The sequence below is a fragment of the Pseudooceanicola nanhaiensis DSM 18065 genome, assembly GCF_000688295.1.
GTDB classification, from domain to species: Bacteria; Pseudomonadota; Alphaproteobacteria; order Rhodobacterales; family Rhodobacteraceae; genus Pseudooceanicola; species Pseudooceanicola nanhaiensis.
On the sequence record NZ_JHZF01000019.1, the window covers coordinates 15,744 to 31,454 of the forward strand.

Consider the following 15,711-nt stretch of genomic DNA (forward strand, 5'->3'; position numbering starts at 1 on the left):
CTATGCCATGTGGTCCAAACGTTCTTCCAGTTCTTTTACTCGTATTTCGAGAAGCTCAGCCGCACGAGACAACCCAATCAACCCCTCGGAGAGGGCACGAAAACACAACCTTTGAAAGCGGTCCGGTTCTTCTCGTTCCCAAGGAATGGAATTCGGCTCCTCGAACGGCTCATCCCGCCAACCTCGTTGCTTATAGACCTTGAAAAGGCGCGCAAATGTTGCCTGGTTGATGATCTCCAAATCCTTGCATCGATACGTCAGCGCTTGAATGCTGACGCCAAACCGATCCTTCAGACTAATGAGCTCACCAATGCTTATGTCCGTTCTGCGGGCACCAATCTCCTGCCGTAGCACTTCTGCCGGAACGAGGAACGCACCAGCAAATCGATTTGCGGCGCGTTCTGAATCGCACCCTTCGGCGACCTTAAGAACCATGTGGCCCAGTTCGTGAGCTAAACTGAAGCGCTTCCGTTCAGACCAGGTCTTCTTCTTGATCATGATCACCCGCGCGGAGTGATGCTCTTTTCGACGGACTTTGGCCGCAAGGCCATCGATCCGATCAACGTCCAGAGACAACACCTTGATCCCGTGCTCCTCGAGGAGTTCGGCAAGCATTGGAATCGGGTCATGACCAAGCTGCCAAGAGGCACGCATGTTGCGAGCCGCGTCCTCGGCATCACGAACATCGGTCACCCAGTATGGCGCTTCGTGCGGGGCATCCCACTCCTGGCTCGAAAGATTCAGCAAGCTTTCGACAGCCAGGTACTTTTCAACCATATTGAGCGTCTTGGCTTCGATCGTCGCGATCTCCTTGGCCGACGAGCTGGCTGACTTGCGAAACTCTACGCCCTCCAACTCAAGCTCGTCATCGCTCAGTAGGAAATCCACAGAGACCTCGAGTGCTCGGGCAAGACTCAGCAGCACGCCCGATCCGGGCATGTCTTCATTGCGCTCGTACTTGCCTATGGCTTGAGCGGACACCTTGTTATCCATGGCATCGGAAAGTGCACGGAGCGAAAGGCCAGATGCCGCCCGGGCTCCTTTGAGTCTCTTGCCAATCATAGCGTCCTCCCAGTGGGTGGTTTACACTTCACCCATATGATTGATTTTTTGTAAACTACAACGCTTGAAAGCGCGGCCTTTTGTCCCTATTTTGTAACACGAGGCCAAACGGAAGGCAAATTTGTAAACCTTCAAGTCACGCCAAGAAACGCTCAACAGGCAAAGAAACGAGGAAGCAGCCATGAAGATACCGTTTACGGGCGAGCTGACACCAATGTTTCAGAGCATCGTCGGACTGCCTGATGGTGGGCTGGCTGAGCCAACCCTCGAAAAGCGAGGTGCATCATGAGACGTATCCTAAGCATCGATGGTGGCGGCATCAAAGGCACCCAACCGGCGGCCTTTCTGGCGGGTTTGGAAGAAGACCTGGACGAACCGATTGGCCACTACTTTGACCTGATTGCGGGAACGTCAACCGGGGGTATTCTCGCGATCGGCCTAGCCCTCGGCATCAAGGCCAAGACCCTCCTCGAACTCTACGAAAATCGCGGGCCGACGATCTTCGGGCAAGCGGGAGACAAGAGCTGGCTCGGGCAAAAGGCCCGGGATGCGCGTGCGGCCTTCCGTCACTTGGTCAAGCCGAAGCACGAGGCATCGACGCTTAGGGACGAGCTCCACGCCGTCCTTGGCGACAAGCTCATCGGCGAAGCGGAGACCCGGTTGCTGATCCCGGCCTGGGATGCCGACCAGCGCAGCGTCTACATCTACAAGACGTCGCATCATCCGCGGCTCACAAAGGATTACCGGAAGCCGGCCCTCGACGCCGCGATGGCGACGTCGGCCGCTCCAACCTATTTCGCGCGTCACAAGACGGTGGATGATGTCGGGCTTCTCGATGGCGGCACTTGGTGCAACAATCCGGTAGGCGTCGCGACCGTCGAAGCGATTTCGATGCTCGGCTGGTCTTCGCAGGAATTGCACATCCTGAGCCTCGGCTGCGTCGACGAGGTCTACATGCTGCCTGAATCCCCCGGAAAAGCCGGCCTCGGGTTGAAGGCTCTCAGCCTTCTCATGGACGGTCAGTCTCGCGGTGCGCTCGGCATTGCCCGTCATCTGACAGGTGATCCGCATGACCGGACGGCTGTTCACCGGTACTCGCCGAGCGTGCCGGACGGTTTCTTTTCCCTCGACGACACCACCAAGATCCAGAGGCTCAAGGGGCTTGGCGCTTCGAGCGCCCGGCACGCGAGCCCCACCCTGACCCCCATCTTCTTCCAGCAACCTGCCGAGCCGTTCGTGCCCGTGCATCAACTCGAACGGAACGCGGCATGAACCAGAACTTCTCGCACACCCTCACCGATACCGCCATTCAGCGGCGGGCGCAGGTCTTCACGATCCTCGAAGAAATCTGCCAGGAGCTGGAATGGACCCAAACCCAGTTCGAGAAAGCCCGAACCAGCTACGAGGCGGTCGCGGATTGGTTGGCCGGATCGAGCGACCCGATGCTTGCTTCCCTCCATGTCTACCTGCACGGCTCTGGCGCACTAGGGACCTCGATCAAACCGATCGGACGCGACGAGTTCGATGTCGACCTGATCAGTTTTATCCTTGGCCTCGGCCCAGAAATCGCACCGGCACGCCTTAAGGCTGCGATCGGCCAGCGCCTGCGCGAACACGCCTATTACGCGTCGATCCTGGAAGAAAAGAAGCGCTGCTGGCGCCTGAACTACGCCGGTGACTTTCACCTCGACATCTCCCCGACCATTGCCAATCCGAACTGCATGAACGGCGGTGAGCTGGTGCCCGATCGCAAGCTACGGGACTGGCATGCTACAAATCCTCGGGCCTATCGAGCCCTATTCGACGAAAGGGCAGCACTGGTACCGCGGATGACGCAGTCGATCATCGCGGCACAGCGCGATGCGGCGACGACAGAACCTTTCCCGGTACGTCAGTCCGTCAAGGGCATTCTGCGGCGGACCGTGCAGCTCCTGAAGCGTCACCGGGATCTGGAATTCCTGCATGTTCAGGAGGAGATCACGCCGATCTCGATCATCATCACGACCCTGGCCATGCGATCCTACGAGATGTGTGTCAGGCGTCATGTTTTCGCCGACGAACTCGAGGTGCTGATCGACACGATCCGCCTGATGCCGGTCTTCATCGATCGGCCTCTGGTCAATGGCCGCCAGATCTACGCGGTCTGGAACGAGACCACCAACGGCGAGAATTTTGCCGAGCGATGGAATGAAGAACCCGCGCGGGTCGAAGCCTTCTACAAATGGCATAGCAAGGCGCTTGCGGATTTTCAGTCCCTTCGTGACCTCGTCGGCCTAGACGCCATTGTCGGCTCCATGAAGGACAGCCTGGGTGACAAACTTGTTGCCCGAACAATGAACCGGCGGATGGACGCGCTGAACGAGGGGCGGAAGACGGGCGCTCTCGTGCTTGGTGCGGGTGTTGGCCTCACCACCCAACAATCGGCCGCTTCGACGCCCGTTCCCAAGAACGAGTTTTTCGGGGACTAGGCGCGATGGCGGGCTCGACCACAAGAAACCCGCTGACACTGCCCCAGCAGTACCTGTTCCTGCAGAAGTCCAAGACAGTAGCCGGCGAGGGGGTGCTCGGTCCGCGCCGGTTGGAATGGCATTTTCACGCACAACCTACGCCGCTTTCCCGGACGTATCAGGTCACCCTTGTCCTCGAAAGGGACGGGACGCCGGATGTTCGTGTCGTAGATCCTGCCCTGAGGTTGCTCGCCGGTGAACGCGACCTGCCGCATATCTACCATGACCCGGATCGGCTCTGTCTCTATCTGCCCGGGACCGGACAATGGGACGCCAGCAAACGTTTGGACCTCACCATCATCCCCTGGACCCACCTCTGGCTGATCTATTTCGAGGAATGGCTCGTGTCGGACGACTGGAAGGGCGGGGGAAAACACCCTGGAGAGGATGACCCAAACGAGGGCAACCGTGCGTTGCGCCGCAGCCTTCAACGACAACGTTAAAATCCGCTGTTATCCTCATTGTATGATGTGAACCAGGTTGGAACCGAGTGACTGTGGCGGATGGTCGTTTTAGACGTGAGGCAACGGCGGCGCATGATCCTGAGAACCACAGTAGGTCGGTTCGGTACTCAACAAACTCAAGTGCGTATCTACACCCTGTCAGCACAGAAAAAGGGGAACCGTGATCCCACGGCTCCCCTTTCGGTGCGGATCGTCTCACCTCGCGCGCTGATCAGGCAACCAACGACAACCCCGCGCCTGCGTCCTGCGATTGCTCACCGCTGTCGATGAACGGGATGATCGAGAAGGTCTGGCCGCCGCGCTGCTCTTCGTTCTGCACGGCGTTGACGCGCAGATCGCCATCAGGCGTGTTGATCAGCAGCGACAGGTAGTCATTGCCCGTGCGGCTGCTTTTCGCCATCCAGGCCGAGCCGACGCGGATCGGTGTGCCCCGGGGCGAGCTGACCTCGATCCGGTAATCGGGGTGGGTCTCTTCGGATTTGTAGCTGTTCTCGATCAGCATGAACTCCAGATCGAACATCATGTTGGCGATGTAGCCGGTGAAGGCGTTGTCGGCGTCCATGGCGGTGAGCTCGCCCGAGATCGAGCCGGATTTCATCAGGCCGTTCGAGACCAGCGGGATGATCTCGAATTCGCCGCTCTTGGCCGCGCGCGCTTCTTTCGTCTGCACGGCATTGACGCGGAAGGGGCCGAGGCCGACATCGATCTGCATCGAGATGTAGGGGTTGCCGCTGGTATTGCCGGTTTCGTTCCAGGCCGTGCCGATGCGCACCTTGCGGCCCGACTTGTTGATCGCCGTCACGTCATAATCCGGGCTGCGCGCGGACATCTTGGCCCGTGCCTCAAGCTGGATGGCGATGTCAAATCGCGTCGAGTGGATCATGCCGGTGTATTCGGCGGCGGCGGTCTCGACATTGCGGGTGAGGGTTCCTGCGAACATGGGATGGTTCCTTTTGGATTGGCCGGTGCCTGACGTTCTTGCCAGCGCATCCGGGATTGCTTTCTCGACCCCTCCTGGGATCACAAACCAGAAAGCTTGCTTTCCTTTCAGCCCCGCCCACGGGTCAGAGCTGCCGTCCGAGTGGGCATGCCCCCGCGCGTTCGGGTGCTGCGCCCCTCCCCTGCCCGTCTGGTCTTGATTGGCTACCCGGATTTTCCGCGCTGTCCTTCGATTGCGCGATGAAGAACTCCGCCTCTTTTCCGTTCAACCGGTGCCCGCTCCGGTCGGTCAGGCCGATGCAGCTACCGTTCGGCACAAAGGTGATGAGGTACTGACCGAGCCGGTCCTTGTGGACAACGTAGCCGGTATTGGCCCAGTGCACGGTCTGACCGGCATCGACGGCCGCCTTGATGTCTTCGAATGTCATGTGATCCTCCTCAAAAAGATTGCTGGGGAAACGACGCAAGAAGCCTGATCTTCCGACCGGGCTTCTATGCAGCATTCGTTTGGCAAACGACCGAGAGCTGTCAGGCGCTTTGCGTGGCTTGCGTCGCGCGCGCCGCCATCCAATCTTTCAGGCCGAGAACCGTTCTTCCGGCGGCCACCTCGAATGCCCAAGCAACCCTTGGATCGCCGCAGGGCTCCCCGCTGAGGTGCTGCTCGATATGGCCATTGGCCATCCATGGCTCAGGCTGTATCCGTCGCAGCCAGTCCGCCATGCTCGGAATGCGGCCCTGGCAGTCTTCGCGGACATGCTGCTCGCCGATCCAGCGCACGGGGATGTCCCGACCCGCGCTATTGGTCAGGGTCAGACCGAAGACACGTTCGGCCTCGAACAGGCCTTGAGCATGATGACGCAAGGCGCGGTGCGTGAAGAGGGCGAGGTGTTCTTTCGAGGCGTCGAACCAGTCGTGGATGTCCTGATAGTCAGATGGCACCCCACCGAATTTCCGGGCAGAGCTTTCAGCATGATGAAGCGGATGGGCCATCTCAAAGCCCGTCGTCATAGCTGTGCGAGCATTCAACGTAGCGGTCGGCGTGATCGAGGGTGATGCTGTCTGCTGCAATGTCCCAGGTCAGCGTGCCGTAGCCGCCCTCGTTGTTCTCGAACCCCGGATGATGGTGATAGGCGAGTGACCAGGCGAAATCGCCCACGGCGGTGACAAGCGCTTCCGGCAGTTGGACCTCCGCAGGCTGCACATTCACGTCCTCGACATTGCCGGAGTCGCCATAGCCTTCGTATTCGGCGGTGACCTCGTTGATGCCAAGCGCGCGCAATTGCACGATCAGTTCCGCTCGGGTTGCTTTCAGGGTGGTTTCGTGCTCGGCGCGCCACTGAGCCGCCATTGCGGCATAGTCGATCTGGGGATTGGTCATGGGTCTGTCCTCTTATCAGAAGTTGGGGGGCCAGGCGTCGCATTGGTCAGCGCGCGCCCGGAAAGCGCAGACCGGCCAAATCCCGATCCGCGACGCCCGACCCAAAGCCCGCTTTGGCTTTTCAGGCGGCTTGGTCTGCCGCGTTGCTGGTTCCCTGCCCCACAATCCGGGCCAGAATGCTGACCGTGTCGATCCCGTCCCCATGCGGCAGGAACACCCGCAGCTGGAAGGCAATGATCTCGGTGAAACACCCCATGGCCTTGAGGCCTTCGATCATGCCCTTGTCCGCACCGCCCAGCTCAAGGCGCATCTCGCCTGCGACCCGGCGACGGGTCAGCGTCAGACCCCGGCCCAGATCGACCGGCGTGGTGGTGCCAAGAGCCGCAGTCAGCATCTCCTGTGGCGTTTGCGGGTTAGAAACGAGGAAGCTGGCGCGCAGCGCGGCCGCCCCTTCCTCGCTCAGCGTGCGCCCGATCATGGCGGTCGCCCCGTCCGGCGTGACGCGGTAGATGCGTTCATTCGTGGTCGGGATGTCCTTCCAGATCGGCAACAGCAGCCCGGTCAGCAGGTAGAGCTTGGTTGTGGTGGTTTTTGGCAGGGACGCTGCCTCGGCATCCCAAAGCTTTGCAAACTCGGGCCTGTCGATGTCTTCCCAGGCCGAAGACGTGAACCGAGCCTCTTCGAGATAGCTAGACCCGTTTGGCCGCACCGCCTTGCGCATCAGTGTGACAATATCCTCGTCATACATCTGCATGGGGCGCGCCGAGATGAGCGCCGCGCGACCGGAGGCGCGATTGACCATCGGTAACTTGTCGGGATTGCGCGACATGGCCTCTTCGGCGTCCAGCACATACACTGGGTCGGTGACCTCCAGCCCGATAATCCGCGTCACGGCGCCGGATTTCGGGCAGGTCCAGAGATCCTCGGTGGAGACCTGTTCTATCTTGTCGCCGCGTAGGGTTTCCACGCCGAGATCGAGCGTGCCCGCCGCGCGCGCCCGTTCCGTCTGATCGGCAATCCGGCGCATGAACTCGGCAAAGAGTGCGTTCTGCATGTGGATGGGAAGGGCAAGCACCCGGTTGAGAAACCGCTGGATCGGGGGAAGCTCCTCAAGGAGCACCCCGTCCTTGTCGATCAGCCGCAGGGCGGTCCAGTCGGTGAAGCTCTCGTAGCTCATCGCCTCAGCGCGCCCGGCGGCAAGATCGGCGAAATACCCACGCAGCGCCGCTCGCGCGATCGGGCTTTCGAGATTGTCCTCCTCGCGGAACATGCCTTGCGAGCCGGTCTCGCGCTGACCCTTGGTCAAGGCCCCCAGCTGGTCGAGGCGCTTGGCTATAGTCGAGGTGAAACGCTTTTCGCCATGCACATCCGAGGTGCAGACCCGGAAGAAGGGCGCGCTGACTTGGGCAGAGCGATGCGTGCGGCCGAGCCCCTGGATGGCCGCATCGGCGCGCCAGCCGGGCTCCAGCAGGTAGTGCCGCCGCCGTTTCTGGTTCTTCGCCGTTTGCGCCGCATGATACGACCGGCCCGTACCGCCCGCATCGGAGAAGATAAGGATATCCTTATCACCGTCCATGAAGGCTTGGGTTTCGGATGAATTGCTGCTGGCGGCGCGCTTTTCGATGAAGAGATGACCATCCTCGGCCTTGAGGGGTCGGATGGACCGCCCCGTGACTTCTGCCACGGCCTCGTCGCCAAAGGCCCAGAGGATCTGATCCAGCGCCGAGGGGATCGGCGCCAGCGTCATCAACTCCATCATGGCCGCGTCACGCAGAGCGAGCGCCTCGCGCGAGACGACCAGCGCGCCAGTTTCATCCCGAAGCGGCTCAGCCACCATGTTGCCGTCGATCTCCACGAGCTTTTGGGCATGGATCGGAAAAGCCTGTTCGAGGTAGGCGAGAACATAGTCGCGTGGCGTCAAGGCACCCTCGACGAGTTCATCCTCCGGGTCCATCGTCTCAAGCCGACGCTTCAACAGGCTCTCACCCGTCGAGACCACCTGGATGACGCAAGCCTTGCCTGCCGCCAGATCGTCCGCGATGGCGTGGATGATGGTCGGGGCCTTCATGCCCATCAGCAGATGATTGAAGAAACGCTGCTTTGTGCTCTCGAAGCGGGACTTGGCCGAGGCGCGTGCTGCCGAGGCATTGGTCTCTCCCGAGGCATCGTTGACGCCGGTGGCTGTCAAAGCGGCTTCGAGATTGTGGTGGATTGTGCGAAAGGCTCCCGCATAGGCGTCGTAGATCTCGATCTGGGCCGGGGTGAGCGCGTGTTCGAGCACGTCATACTCCACGCCATCGAAGCTGAGGGCGCGGGCCGTGTAGAGGCCGAGCGTCTTGAGATCGCGCGCGACCACCTCCATGGCGGCGACACCGCCAGCTTCCATCGCAGAAACGAAGCTCTCGCGGCTTGGGAAGGGGTATTCCGGCCCCTGCCCCCAGAGACCAAGACGCGCGGCATAGGCCAGGTTGTGCACGCTCGTGGCACCCGTGGCCGAAATGTAGAAGACGCGAGCGCGGGGTGCTGCCAGTTGCAGCCGCAGGCCTGCAAGGCCCTGCTGGGAGGGTTTGACCCCCCTGCCCTGCTCGGACCCGGCCGCGTTCTGCATGGCATGGGCCTCATCAAAGGCCAGTACGCCGTCGAAGTCTTCGCCCATCCAGTCGAGGGTCTGGCTCAGTCGCGTGGTGCCACATTTGCCCGCGGACCGCAGCGTGGCGTAGGTGACGAAGAGGATACCGTCGCCCATCGGGACGGGCTGATCCGGTTTCCATTTTGAGAGCGGCTGGATGTCGGCTGGCGAGCCGCCGAGATCGGTCCAGTCGCGGATGGCGTCCTCGATGAGCGTGGCGGATTTGGAAACCCAGATCGCCTTTCTGCGCCCGGCCAGCCAGTTCACGAGAATGAGCCCCGCGCATTCGCGCCCCTTGCCGCAACCGGTGCCGTCGCCGAGGAAATAGCCAAGGCGATAGGCACGTGCGTCTGGATCATCATCGGCGCGCGTCAGCTTGGTCTGGTCGTCATCGATCGCGAACCGACCCGGCAGGTCGCGCCCATGGGCGTCATGCGCCATGATGATGGTTTCCAGCTGCGCCTCGGAGAGATGTCCCTCCTCGATCAACCGTGCGGGCAGGCGCAAGTCATCACTGCCCGTGTTTGAGGGCATGGGCGGGGCAACCGAGGCCATGGCGATGCTCTCGACGAGCGGCGTGGGATGTTCTTGCGCACCCGCGATCTCGATCCGCTGCGGACGGTAGCGCGCATAGATGTCCGAGATGGGCGTGTTGTCGCGCGGGATATCGAGGCTCTTGAAAGTGAGCGGGACAACGGCATTGGCCCGAGATTTGGAGGCGGCGACAGGCGCAGCAGCGGTCTTGCGCGGGGCAGATGATGGAACGATCGGTCGCGCATGAGGGATCGCTTCAGCCCGTTGGACGGGGCGCATCTCGGGCCGGGTCGCGGCAACTGCGTCGACAAAAGGAAGGGCTTCATCCAAGTCCCGGACACTGGCGCGGATCATTTCGCCGTCCTCCTGCACCTTGTCGAAGACCATCAGCTGGGTTTCGACAGAGGTGCCGAGCTTGCGATAGACCTGTCCCGGCATCGTCAGCGCCAATCGCGGCGTCAGGAGACCGCAGGCGCGGGACCAATGCGCGGCATCGCGTTCGGGCGTGAATCCCGGCGGCATGATCGCCACCAGCCGCCCGCCGGGTGCCAGGCGCTTTGCAGCCGCGATGAGATGCTTGGCGGCGATGTGCTTGTCTCGGGAGCGATCGACCGAGGAGGCGAAGGGCGGGTTCATCACCACGACCTCGGGTAGAACCGGCGTCTGCAGCAGATCATCGATATGCTCGCCGTCATGGCCTGTGACCTCGCCGCCGAAAACCGCGCGCAGGAGGCGCTGGCGAAAGGGGTCGATCTCGTTGAGCAGAAGCGTGGCACCGGCCCGGGCGGCGAAAGCAGCCAGGGCACCGGTGCCAGCCGAGGGCTCCAGAACGGTCTCGCCCTTGCGGATCGCCGCGGCCCGCAAAACCAGCGCCGCGAATGGCAGCGGCGTGGAAAACTGCTGTAGCCGGATCTGCTGCTCTGACCGGCGGGTTTCCGTCAGGAGCCGTGAGGCAAGTAGCCTTGCAGCGGCGGTGTCACCTGCCGCGCCGTTCCCACGCAGCAGCACCTGGACAGCCGCTGCCTGCATCATGTCATAGGCCATGCGCCAGTCCCAGGCGCCACCGGCATCGCTGCCATGAAACGTCTCGCGCATGATACGCGCGAGCGCTGAACTGCGCAGGGGCTGGTCATCGACCTCCGTGCCGATTTGCGCGAGGGCAGAGGCGAGATCGGCTTCGGAGATTGCGAGAGCCGGGTTGGCCGTTCTGGGTTTGGACATGGGGATTTTCCTTTGGATCAGGGTCTGAGTTCCAAAGGACAAAAAGCCCGCTTTCGCTTTTCAGGGTGACGTAGTCAGACCGCGCCGACCTCAAAGGCTTGGTCAGGACTTGGGTTCGACCTGCCGCTTCGCATCAATCAATGCCTGTGCGGCCTGCATCACCTGAACCTGAGATGTTCCCGAGCGTGCATCCTCCAGCGCGGCCTGCACCTGCGCGCAAAACCACGTGTCATAAGAATTCGCTTCAGCGGCCACGGAAATGCTCCTCGAGCCCGATATCCAGCAGCTTGCCGAGGTCATCGGGCATGTCTGCAACGCGCACAGCAATTGGGAAACGGTGCCCCGTCAGGTCAGGCGCGCATTGCTCCTCTAGACCGAGGTGCTGCCTATCCTTTTCCGTCTCATTCATTGTGCTTTCTCCGACCGCATTATCAGCCGATGCTACATCTTCGAGCGTGGCGTCGTAAATGATAATGCCAAAGGGTCATAGCAAGCTGGCCCACTTACCGATCGGGCACCGCTTCAAGGGATTTCTCGAACCGCTTGCCTGCCGCTGCAGCTTCTTTCAAGAGCGCGTCGAAATTGTCAGGTGGGTTGCCATCTTCCAGCATCCCTTTGAACGTCGCATAGGCATCCGTCTTGCTGCCATAGGCGCGCAGGGTCTTGTCGTCGTTCACCCATGCCACCACGATGACCTTCGCATCGCTGTTGAACCGGTAGAACAGCCGATACTGCTGGAAGAATTTCGCCCGGAACCAGTGCTTGCGGTGATCGCCGAGTGTGCCGCCTTGCCGGAAGGCGGCGGCACCCGGATCTGCAGGTATGGCCTCGGTGACCAGCTTGAAGATGGCGGCCAGCCGTTTCGTCGGGTTTTTCTTGTGCCAGGTCTTGGGATCGCGAGCCTTACGCGCCTCTACCTCCTCGACCAGCCCTTCGAGCTGGTCCAGAAAGAGTGGGTGCGCATAAATCGACCATCCATTCACGACAAGGGGCGCTTGGGCGGGCACGCTATCGCCGCTCATTCATCCTCGAGCGATAGCGGCGCATCGAGATCGACATCAACGTCTCCGACCAGTGCTGCAAGACGGTCATGCAAAGCCCCATCGAAAGCCCGAATGCGGTCCGGATGCGCCTTGATATCGGCCTCGACAAAATCGAGAAAGGCTCCGAGCACGGGATCTTCCTCGTCGCTGCGCACGGGCTCGATATAGACCCTGCCACTCGGCTCGGTGCAGTAACGAATCTGGTCGCCCTTGCCCAGCTTGAGCTGTTTGCGCACACCCGCCGGCACGGTCGTCTGATACCGATCCGTGAGTTTCGAGACATCTTGTGCGAGGGCTGTCATGGCAGTCTCCTGAAGAAAAGGGGCTTTGCTGCCCGCGATAGGTAATGCATTTGCATTGCCTTGTCAAGACAAGCCGCAGCATCTGCTGTCGCCGGGCAGGTCGATGAACCGTCCGGCGCAGGACCTAATTTCGCCCCGCCAGGAACTCCGCCAGCACCGGGCTAGCCGCACCTTTCGTGGAGCTGAGCAGCTCCGAGCCCGCAAGCGAGGCCTTCGACAGGCGTACGAGCCCACCAGTTTCCTCGATGCGGTAGCAGCGGCGCTTTTGCCGCCCACGCCTGTAGTGGGTCGCGGTGACAATCTGGCAGGTACTGCCATCGGTGAGCGTCACAGGGGTGGCGAGCTTGATCTTGTCGCCTTCCTCGTAGTCCGGGATCGCAGCCCAGTCCTGGCAGCGCTGGCGCCAGGCATGAGCATAGCTGTCTGGGTCTTTCAGCTCGGACAGCAGGGCCAATAGGCTCAGTGGCGCGCGGGATTCGACCGGTCCCGCGCTTTCCTCCATGTCCTTGTAGCCCCAGCAGCCGTCATCATATCGGGTAAGGAATACGGCGGCGAAAGTGATCGAGCCGTCAGGATCGGTGACATAGGTCGCGTCCTCGACAGGGGTGCCGTCGCGATTGGTAACCCTAGCCGCTGCATACCAGGTGGAGCCAACCTTGCAGGCCTTGACCAGTTCAGTTTTGCGCGTGTCGCCCTCAAAGGTGCAGAGCCGGGCAATTTCCGCTTTCTCATCCGCGTAGGATTTGACGCGGCCGTCGGTGTAGAACAGCCATCCCATCTCAGAGTCCTTTCTCTCATTGGGGAATTGTTGTCGCCAATGTCCCGAGAGGGCCGCCGGCCCGGCAGGGTATTGGCGATGCATGTTTGAGAAAGGGCGCGTTACGCCGCCCTCCGGTCATCGATTTCCATCAGCGCATCGAGCGGCACGCGGTAGGGCTGCATGGCGTCAAAATCCTCGCAATTGCCACAGTTCTGCACGATCGCAAAGGTGTCGCAGGCATCCTTGAGGATGACCCTGAAGGTGCCACCGAGGCCCGAGGGCACTTCGTAGGTCCCGCCGATGAGATAGTCCGAGGCCCGGCGCACGAAGACGCGGATGCTGTGGCCATCGGTGGCGAGCCGGATGGCCCCTCGCCCCCGGTCGATGAGCACCTGCACGTCATCCAGGATGTCGGTGTAAAACTGGCCGGTCAGATCGCGAAACGCCATGCGGCGCTGCGCCATCCAGTCGGTGTCCCGAAACGGGTTCATGCCGTCGGCGAAGGCGAAGGAGGGATCGGCCTGCTCGGTGGTAACGATACGGGTGGTCGTGCCATCGATGCCGTTTGAGCGCAGATGCACACCATTGCCGACGATGAGGATCAGGGCCGGCCTGTCCACGGGCCCGTTCCAGTTGGGCAGGAAGGTCTTGCAGGCACGCGCATGTGCGATTTGCGCCGCAACAGCGGAGGCAGAGAACTTGAGAATAGCCATGGGGATGTCTTTCTGTTCGGTTTGGAAGGGTCGACCCGCGCGGGCGGCATGGTCCACGCGCGGGTCGCGTGAGGACTCAGGCCGCTTGCGCGATGTCGCCGTCAGGCTCCGGGGTTTCCGCCGCGGGCTCCGCCTCATCACAGGCGACACCGGCTGTCTGCATCATGGGCGGGCACCAGGCGGCCACGGCAGCGCGCTGCGCGTCCGTGAGCGTGGCGAAGGGCTCGGCGAAGAGCTTGTCACAAAAGGCGACGATCTCCTTCTTGCTCGACGAGGCCAGCGTCACCGCCTCCTGGGCGAGACCCAGATCCTCGCCGAGGATCTTCAGGAGCCAAGCCTTCTTGAAGCGGTTGAAGAGCGCCGCATTCGGCGTCCAGTGGGAGCGGATGTCGGGCATGATCTCGATCTCGAACGCATGCATCAGGCTGTCGCGCTGGCGGTCCCGCGCGAAGCAGGACTGCGTGGTGCTGGCCGTGGCATAGGCCACGAGCTTGGCCTTTTCGCCTGCCTCCAGCGCGCGAAACGCCGCGAACTGATCGGCGGGCGCGCGGGTGTCATCGAGCCAGGAGAGGTCCAGCGCCTCATGCGCCGCCGCCACCTGCTCGAGCGAGGTTGCGTCGATCTCGTCCATCTTGGCATGGCTGCGGTATTCCTTGCGGGCATCGATCTTGATCGCCTGCGTGACACTCATGCCGCTGGCCAGAACGTCGCTCACCAGCTTGAAGAGCGTCAGATCGAGCGTAGCTTCCGGATGCAGCGCCATCGCGGCCCCAAGCGCCATGGCTCGCTCGGTCTTGAGGTCCTCAGCCAGTGAGGCCGGATAGGTGATTTCGCCGGCGTCTGGGGCCTCCTCCCCGGTCGGGCTAGCCGAGGAGCCGCGCGCGCCCTCCTTTTTGACGGTGTCTTCCGGGCGGACGAGGCCAACATGGAGGGTCACCTGCCCGCCCGACCAGGACGCGATTACCCCAGACCGCGCGAGGTCCTCGGCGCTGTAGGCCTCCTGCAGGTCGCGGGCTTCCTCTTCCAAGGCGTCCACGCGCTCGTAAAGCGCGTTGTAGGCACCGTCCTCGAGCCCCTCATCCTCCATCTCGAGCTGCAGTTTCTCAAGCTCGGCGGCGATCTCATCGATGCGTTTTTGCGCAGCCTCATCCGGTTCGATCGGGCCGGGATAGACGCGGCCGTAGTCGGCCATGGTCGCGTAATCATAGCGGACCATCGCATCGGCCCAGGCAAAGCCCAGCCTCATACGCGCCTCTTCGGCAGCGGCACCGAGCTTCTCGAGCAAGATGGTCTCGACCAGAGCGGCATCCTCGAGCACGGAATGCTCTTCCAGAAGGTCAGCGGCGACAGCGCCGCCGCGCGCCTCGTAGTCTTCGCGCACGAAAGCTCCGATATCGTCACTGACCTGCACGCCGCGGGATTTGAGCGCCTGGCGGACCGTATAGGCCTGCAGGTAGCTATCTTCCTTGGTGAGCGCCTCGAAGACTTCGCGCTGCACCTCCTGGCTCGGATGCTCCGCAAAGGCCTTCATCGTGTCGAGCGTGATCGTCTTGGCCCGGGCCGCAGCGCGAATGTCGGGGTGGATCAGACCGTAGCGCAACCGGCCTTTCACGGCCGCCACCGTGGTGCCGAAGGTCTTGGCGATCGTCTCGGGCGTCTGGCCGTCGACTTCCATCATCCGGGCGAAAGCCTCGAACTCGTCGATGGCGTTCATGGGGGCCTGGGTGATGTTCTCGGCGAGGGACAGCGCCGTCGTCACGTCGCAATCCTCGGGCACAAGGCGGCAGTCGACCTTGGTTTTCGCGGTGAACCCCTTCTCGCTCTTGTCCGCGACCAGCTCCTTCAGGGCTGCATGGCGCCGTCCACCGGCCAGCACGGCGTATTTGCCGTCGAACTTCTGGACGAGGAGCGGCTGCAGGAGGCCCAGCACAGCGATGCTGGCCTTCAGATGCGCGATGTTCTCGGGGTCATAGGTTTCCGGCGCGTTGCTGCGCACATTGGCGGCATGCGGGACGAGATCGCCGATAGCGACGGTGAGGGGGGCAAAACTTGTGGTCATGGGATATCCTTCCAGATGGGTTAGGTGTGGCCCGCGCCTCTACGCGCGGGACCAATCCCCGGCTTCGGGGATCACCACGAAAAAAGGCCCGCTTTGCCTT

Annotated in this window: 16 protein-coding genes; 3 read left to right on the forward strand and 13 right to left on the reverse strand. The window is 61.9% G+C overall.

What is annotated here, in order from left to right; all coding sequences use genetic code 11:
• Positions 1-1,062, reverse strand: a complete 1,062-nt coding sequence (locus Q344_RS0121535) for a helix-turn-helix domain-containing protein (RefSeq protein WP_028288601.1) — start codon at positions 1,060-1,062, stop codon at positions 1-3.
• Between the two features lie 285 nt (positions 1,063-1,347).
• On the opposite strand from Q344_RS0121535, the gene Q344_RS0121540 reads away from it, so the two are divergent.
• From Q344_RS0121540 to Q344_RS0121550, 3 genes are read left to right on the forward strand one after another with little or no spacing between them, the layout of a single operon-like run.
• On the forward strand, positions 1,348-2,334 hold the full coding sequence (locus Q344_RS0121540; RefSeq protein ID WP_028288602.1) for a CBASS cGAMP-activated phospholipase: 987 nt from the start codon (positions 1,348-1,350) through the stop codon (positions 2,332-2,334).
• A complete protein-coding gene (locus Q344_RS0121545) occupies positions 2,331-3,530 on the forward strand; it encodes a nucleotidyltransferase domain-containing protein (protein WP_028288603.1) in 1,200 nt (399 codons plus the stop codon). Before Q344_RS0121540 ends, Q344_RS0121545 begins: the two co-directional genes overlap by 4 nt.
• A gap of 5 nt (positions 3,531-3,535) precedes the next feature.
• Positions 3,536-4,012, forward strand: a complete 477-nt coding sequence (locus Q344_RS0121550; RefSeq protein WP_028288604.1) for a type II CBASS E2 protein — start codon at positions 3,536-3,538, stop codon at positions 4,010-4,012.
• 232 nt (positions 4,013-4,244) lie between these two features.
• Here the strand turns inward: Q344_RS0121550 and Q344_RS0121555 are convergent, their stop codons facing one another.
• From Q344_RS0121555 to Q344_RS0121605, 12 genes are all read right to left on the reverse strand, one after another.
• Positions 4,245-4,973 carry a DUF736 family protein gene (locus Q344_RS0121555; protein ID WP_028288605.1) on the reverse strand — a complete coding sequence of 243 codons (729 nt, stop codon included), beginning with the start codon at positions 4,971-4,973 and terminating at the stop codon, positions 4,245-4,247.
• Positions 4,974-5,097: 124 nt separating this feature from the next.
• Positions 5,098-5,400: a hypothetical protein gene (locus tag Q344_RS0121560; protein ID WP_028288606.1), complete on the reverse strand. Its 303-nt coding sequence runs from the start codon at positions 5,398-5,400 to the stop codon at positions 5,098-5,100.
• Between the two features lie 100 nt (positions 5,401-5,500).
• Complete coding sequence (locus Q344_RS0121565; RefSeq protein ID WP_028288607.1) at positions 5,501-5,962, reverse strand: DUF6915 family protein; 462 nt, start codon at positions 5,960-5,962, stop codon at positions 5,501-5,503.
• 1 nt (position 5,963) lies between these two features.
• The gene (locus Q344_RS0121570) at positions 5,964-6,350 is read right to left on the reverse strand and encodes a DUF6878 family protein (protein WP_028288608.1); all 387 of its coding nucleotides are present in this window, start codon (positions 6,348-6,350) and stop codon (positions 5,964-5,966) included.
• A gap of 121 nt (positions 6,351-6,471) precedes the next feature.
• Positions 6,472-10,734 (reverse strand): strawberry notch family protein, encoded by a 4,263-nt coding sequence (locus tag Q344_RS0121575; RefSeq protein ID WP_028288609.1) that lies wholly within the window; start codon positions 10,732-10,734, stop codon positions 6,472-6,474.
• Between the two features lie 102 nt (positions 10,735-10,836).
• Positions 10,837-10,989, reverse strand: a complete 153-nt coding sequence (locus Q344_RS25810) for an antitoxin PaaA2 family protein (RefSeq protein WP_043754116.1) — start codon at positions 10,987-10,989, stop codon at positions 10,837-10,839.
• Complete coding sequence (locus tag Q344_RS26440) at positions 10,979-11,143, reverse strand: hypothetical protein (RefSeq protein ID WP_009819683.1); 165 nt, start codon at positions 11,141-11,143, stop codon at positions 10,979-10,981. The genes Q344_RS25810 and Q344_RS26440 overlap by 11 nt, the downstream gene beginning before the upstream one ends.
• Positions 11,144-11,237: 94 nt before the next feature.
• Positions 11,238-11,756, reverse strand: a complete 519-nt coding sequence (locus Q344_RS0121585; protein ID WP_024099306.1) for a type II toxin-antitoxin system YhaV family toxin — start codon at positions 11,754-11,756, stop codon at positions 11,238-11,240.
• Entirely contained in the window at positions 11,753-12,079 is a 327-nt protein-coding gene (locus Q344_RS0121590; protein ID WP_005668772.1) for a type II toxin-antitoxin system PrlF family antitoxin, read from the reverse strand. Before Q344_RS0121590 ends, Q344_RS0121585 begins: the two co-directional genes overlap by 4 nt.
• 124 nt (positions 12,080-12,203) lie before the next feature.
• Positions 12,204-12,857: a DUF6927 domain-containing protein gene (locus tag Q344_RS0121595; protein WP_028288610.1), complete on the reverse strand. Its 654-nt coding sequence runs from the start codon at positions 12,855-12,857 to the stop codon at positions 12,204-12,206.
• Positions 12,858-12,958: 101 nt separating this feature from the next.
• Positions 12,959-13,552: a hypothetical protein gene (locus tag Q344_RS0121600; protein ID WP_025042408.1), complete on the reverse strand. Its 594-nt coding sequence runs from the start codon at positions 13,550-13,552 to the stop codon at positions 12,959-12,961.
• Positions 13,553-13,628: 76 nt separating this feature from the next.
• Complete coding sequence (locus tag Q344_RS0121605; protein ID WP_028288611.1) at positions 13,629-15,611, reverse strand: ParB/RepB/Spo0J family partition protein; 1,983 nt, start codon at positions 15,609-15,611, stop codon at positions 13,629-13,631.
• Positions 15,612-15,711: the final 100 nt, after the last annotated feature.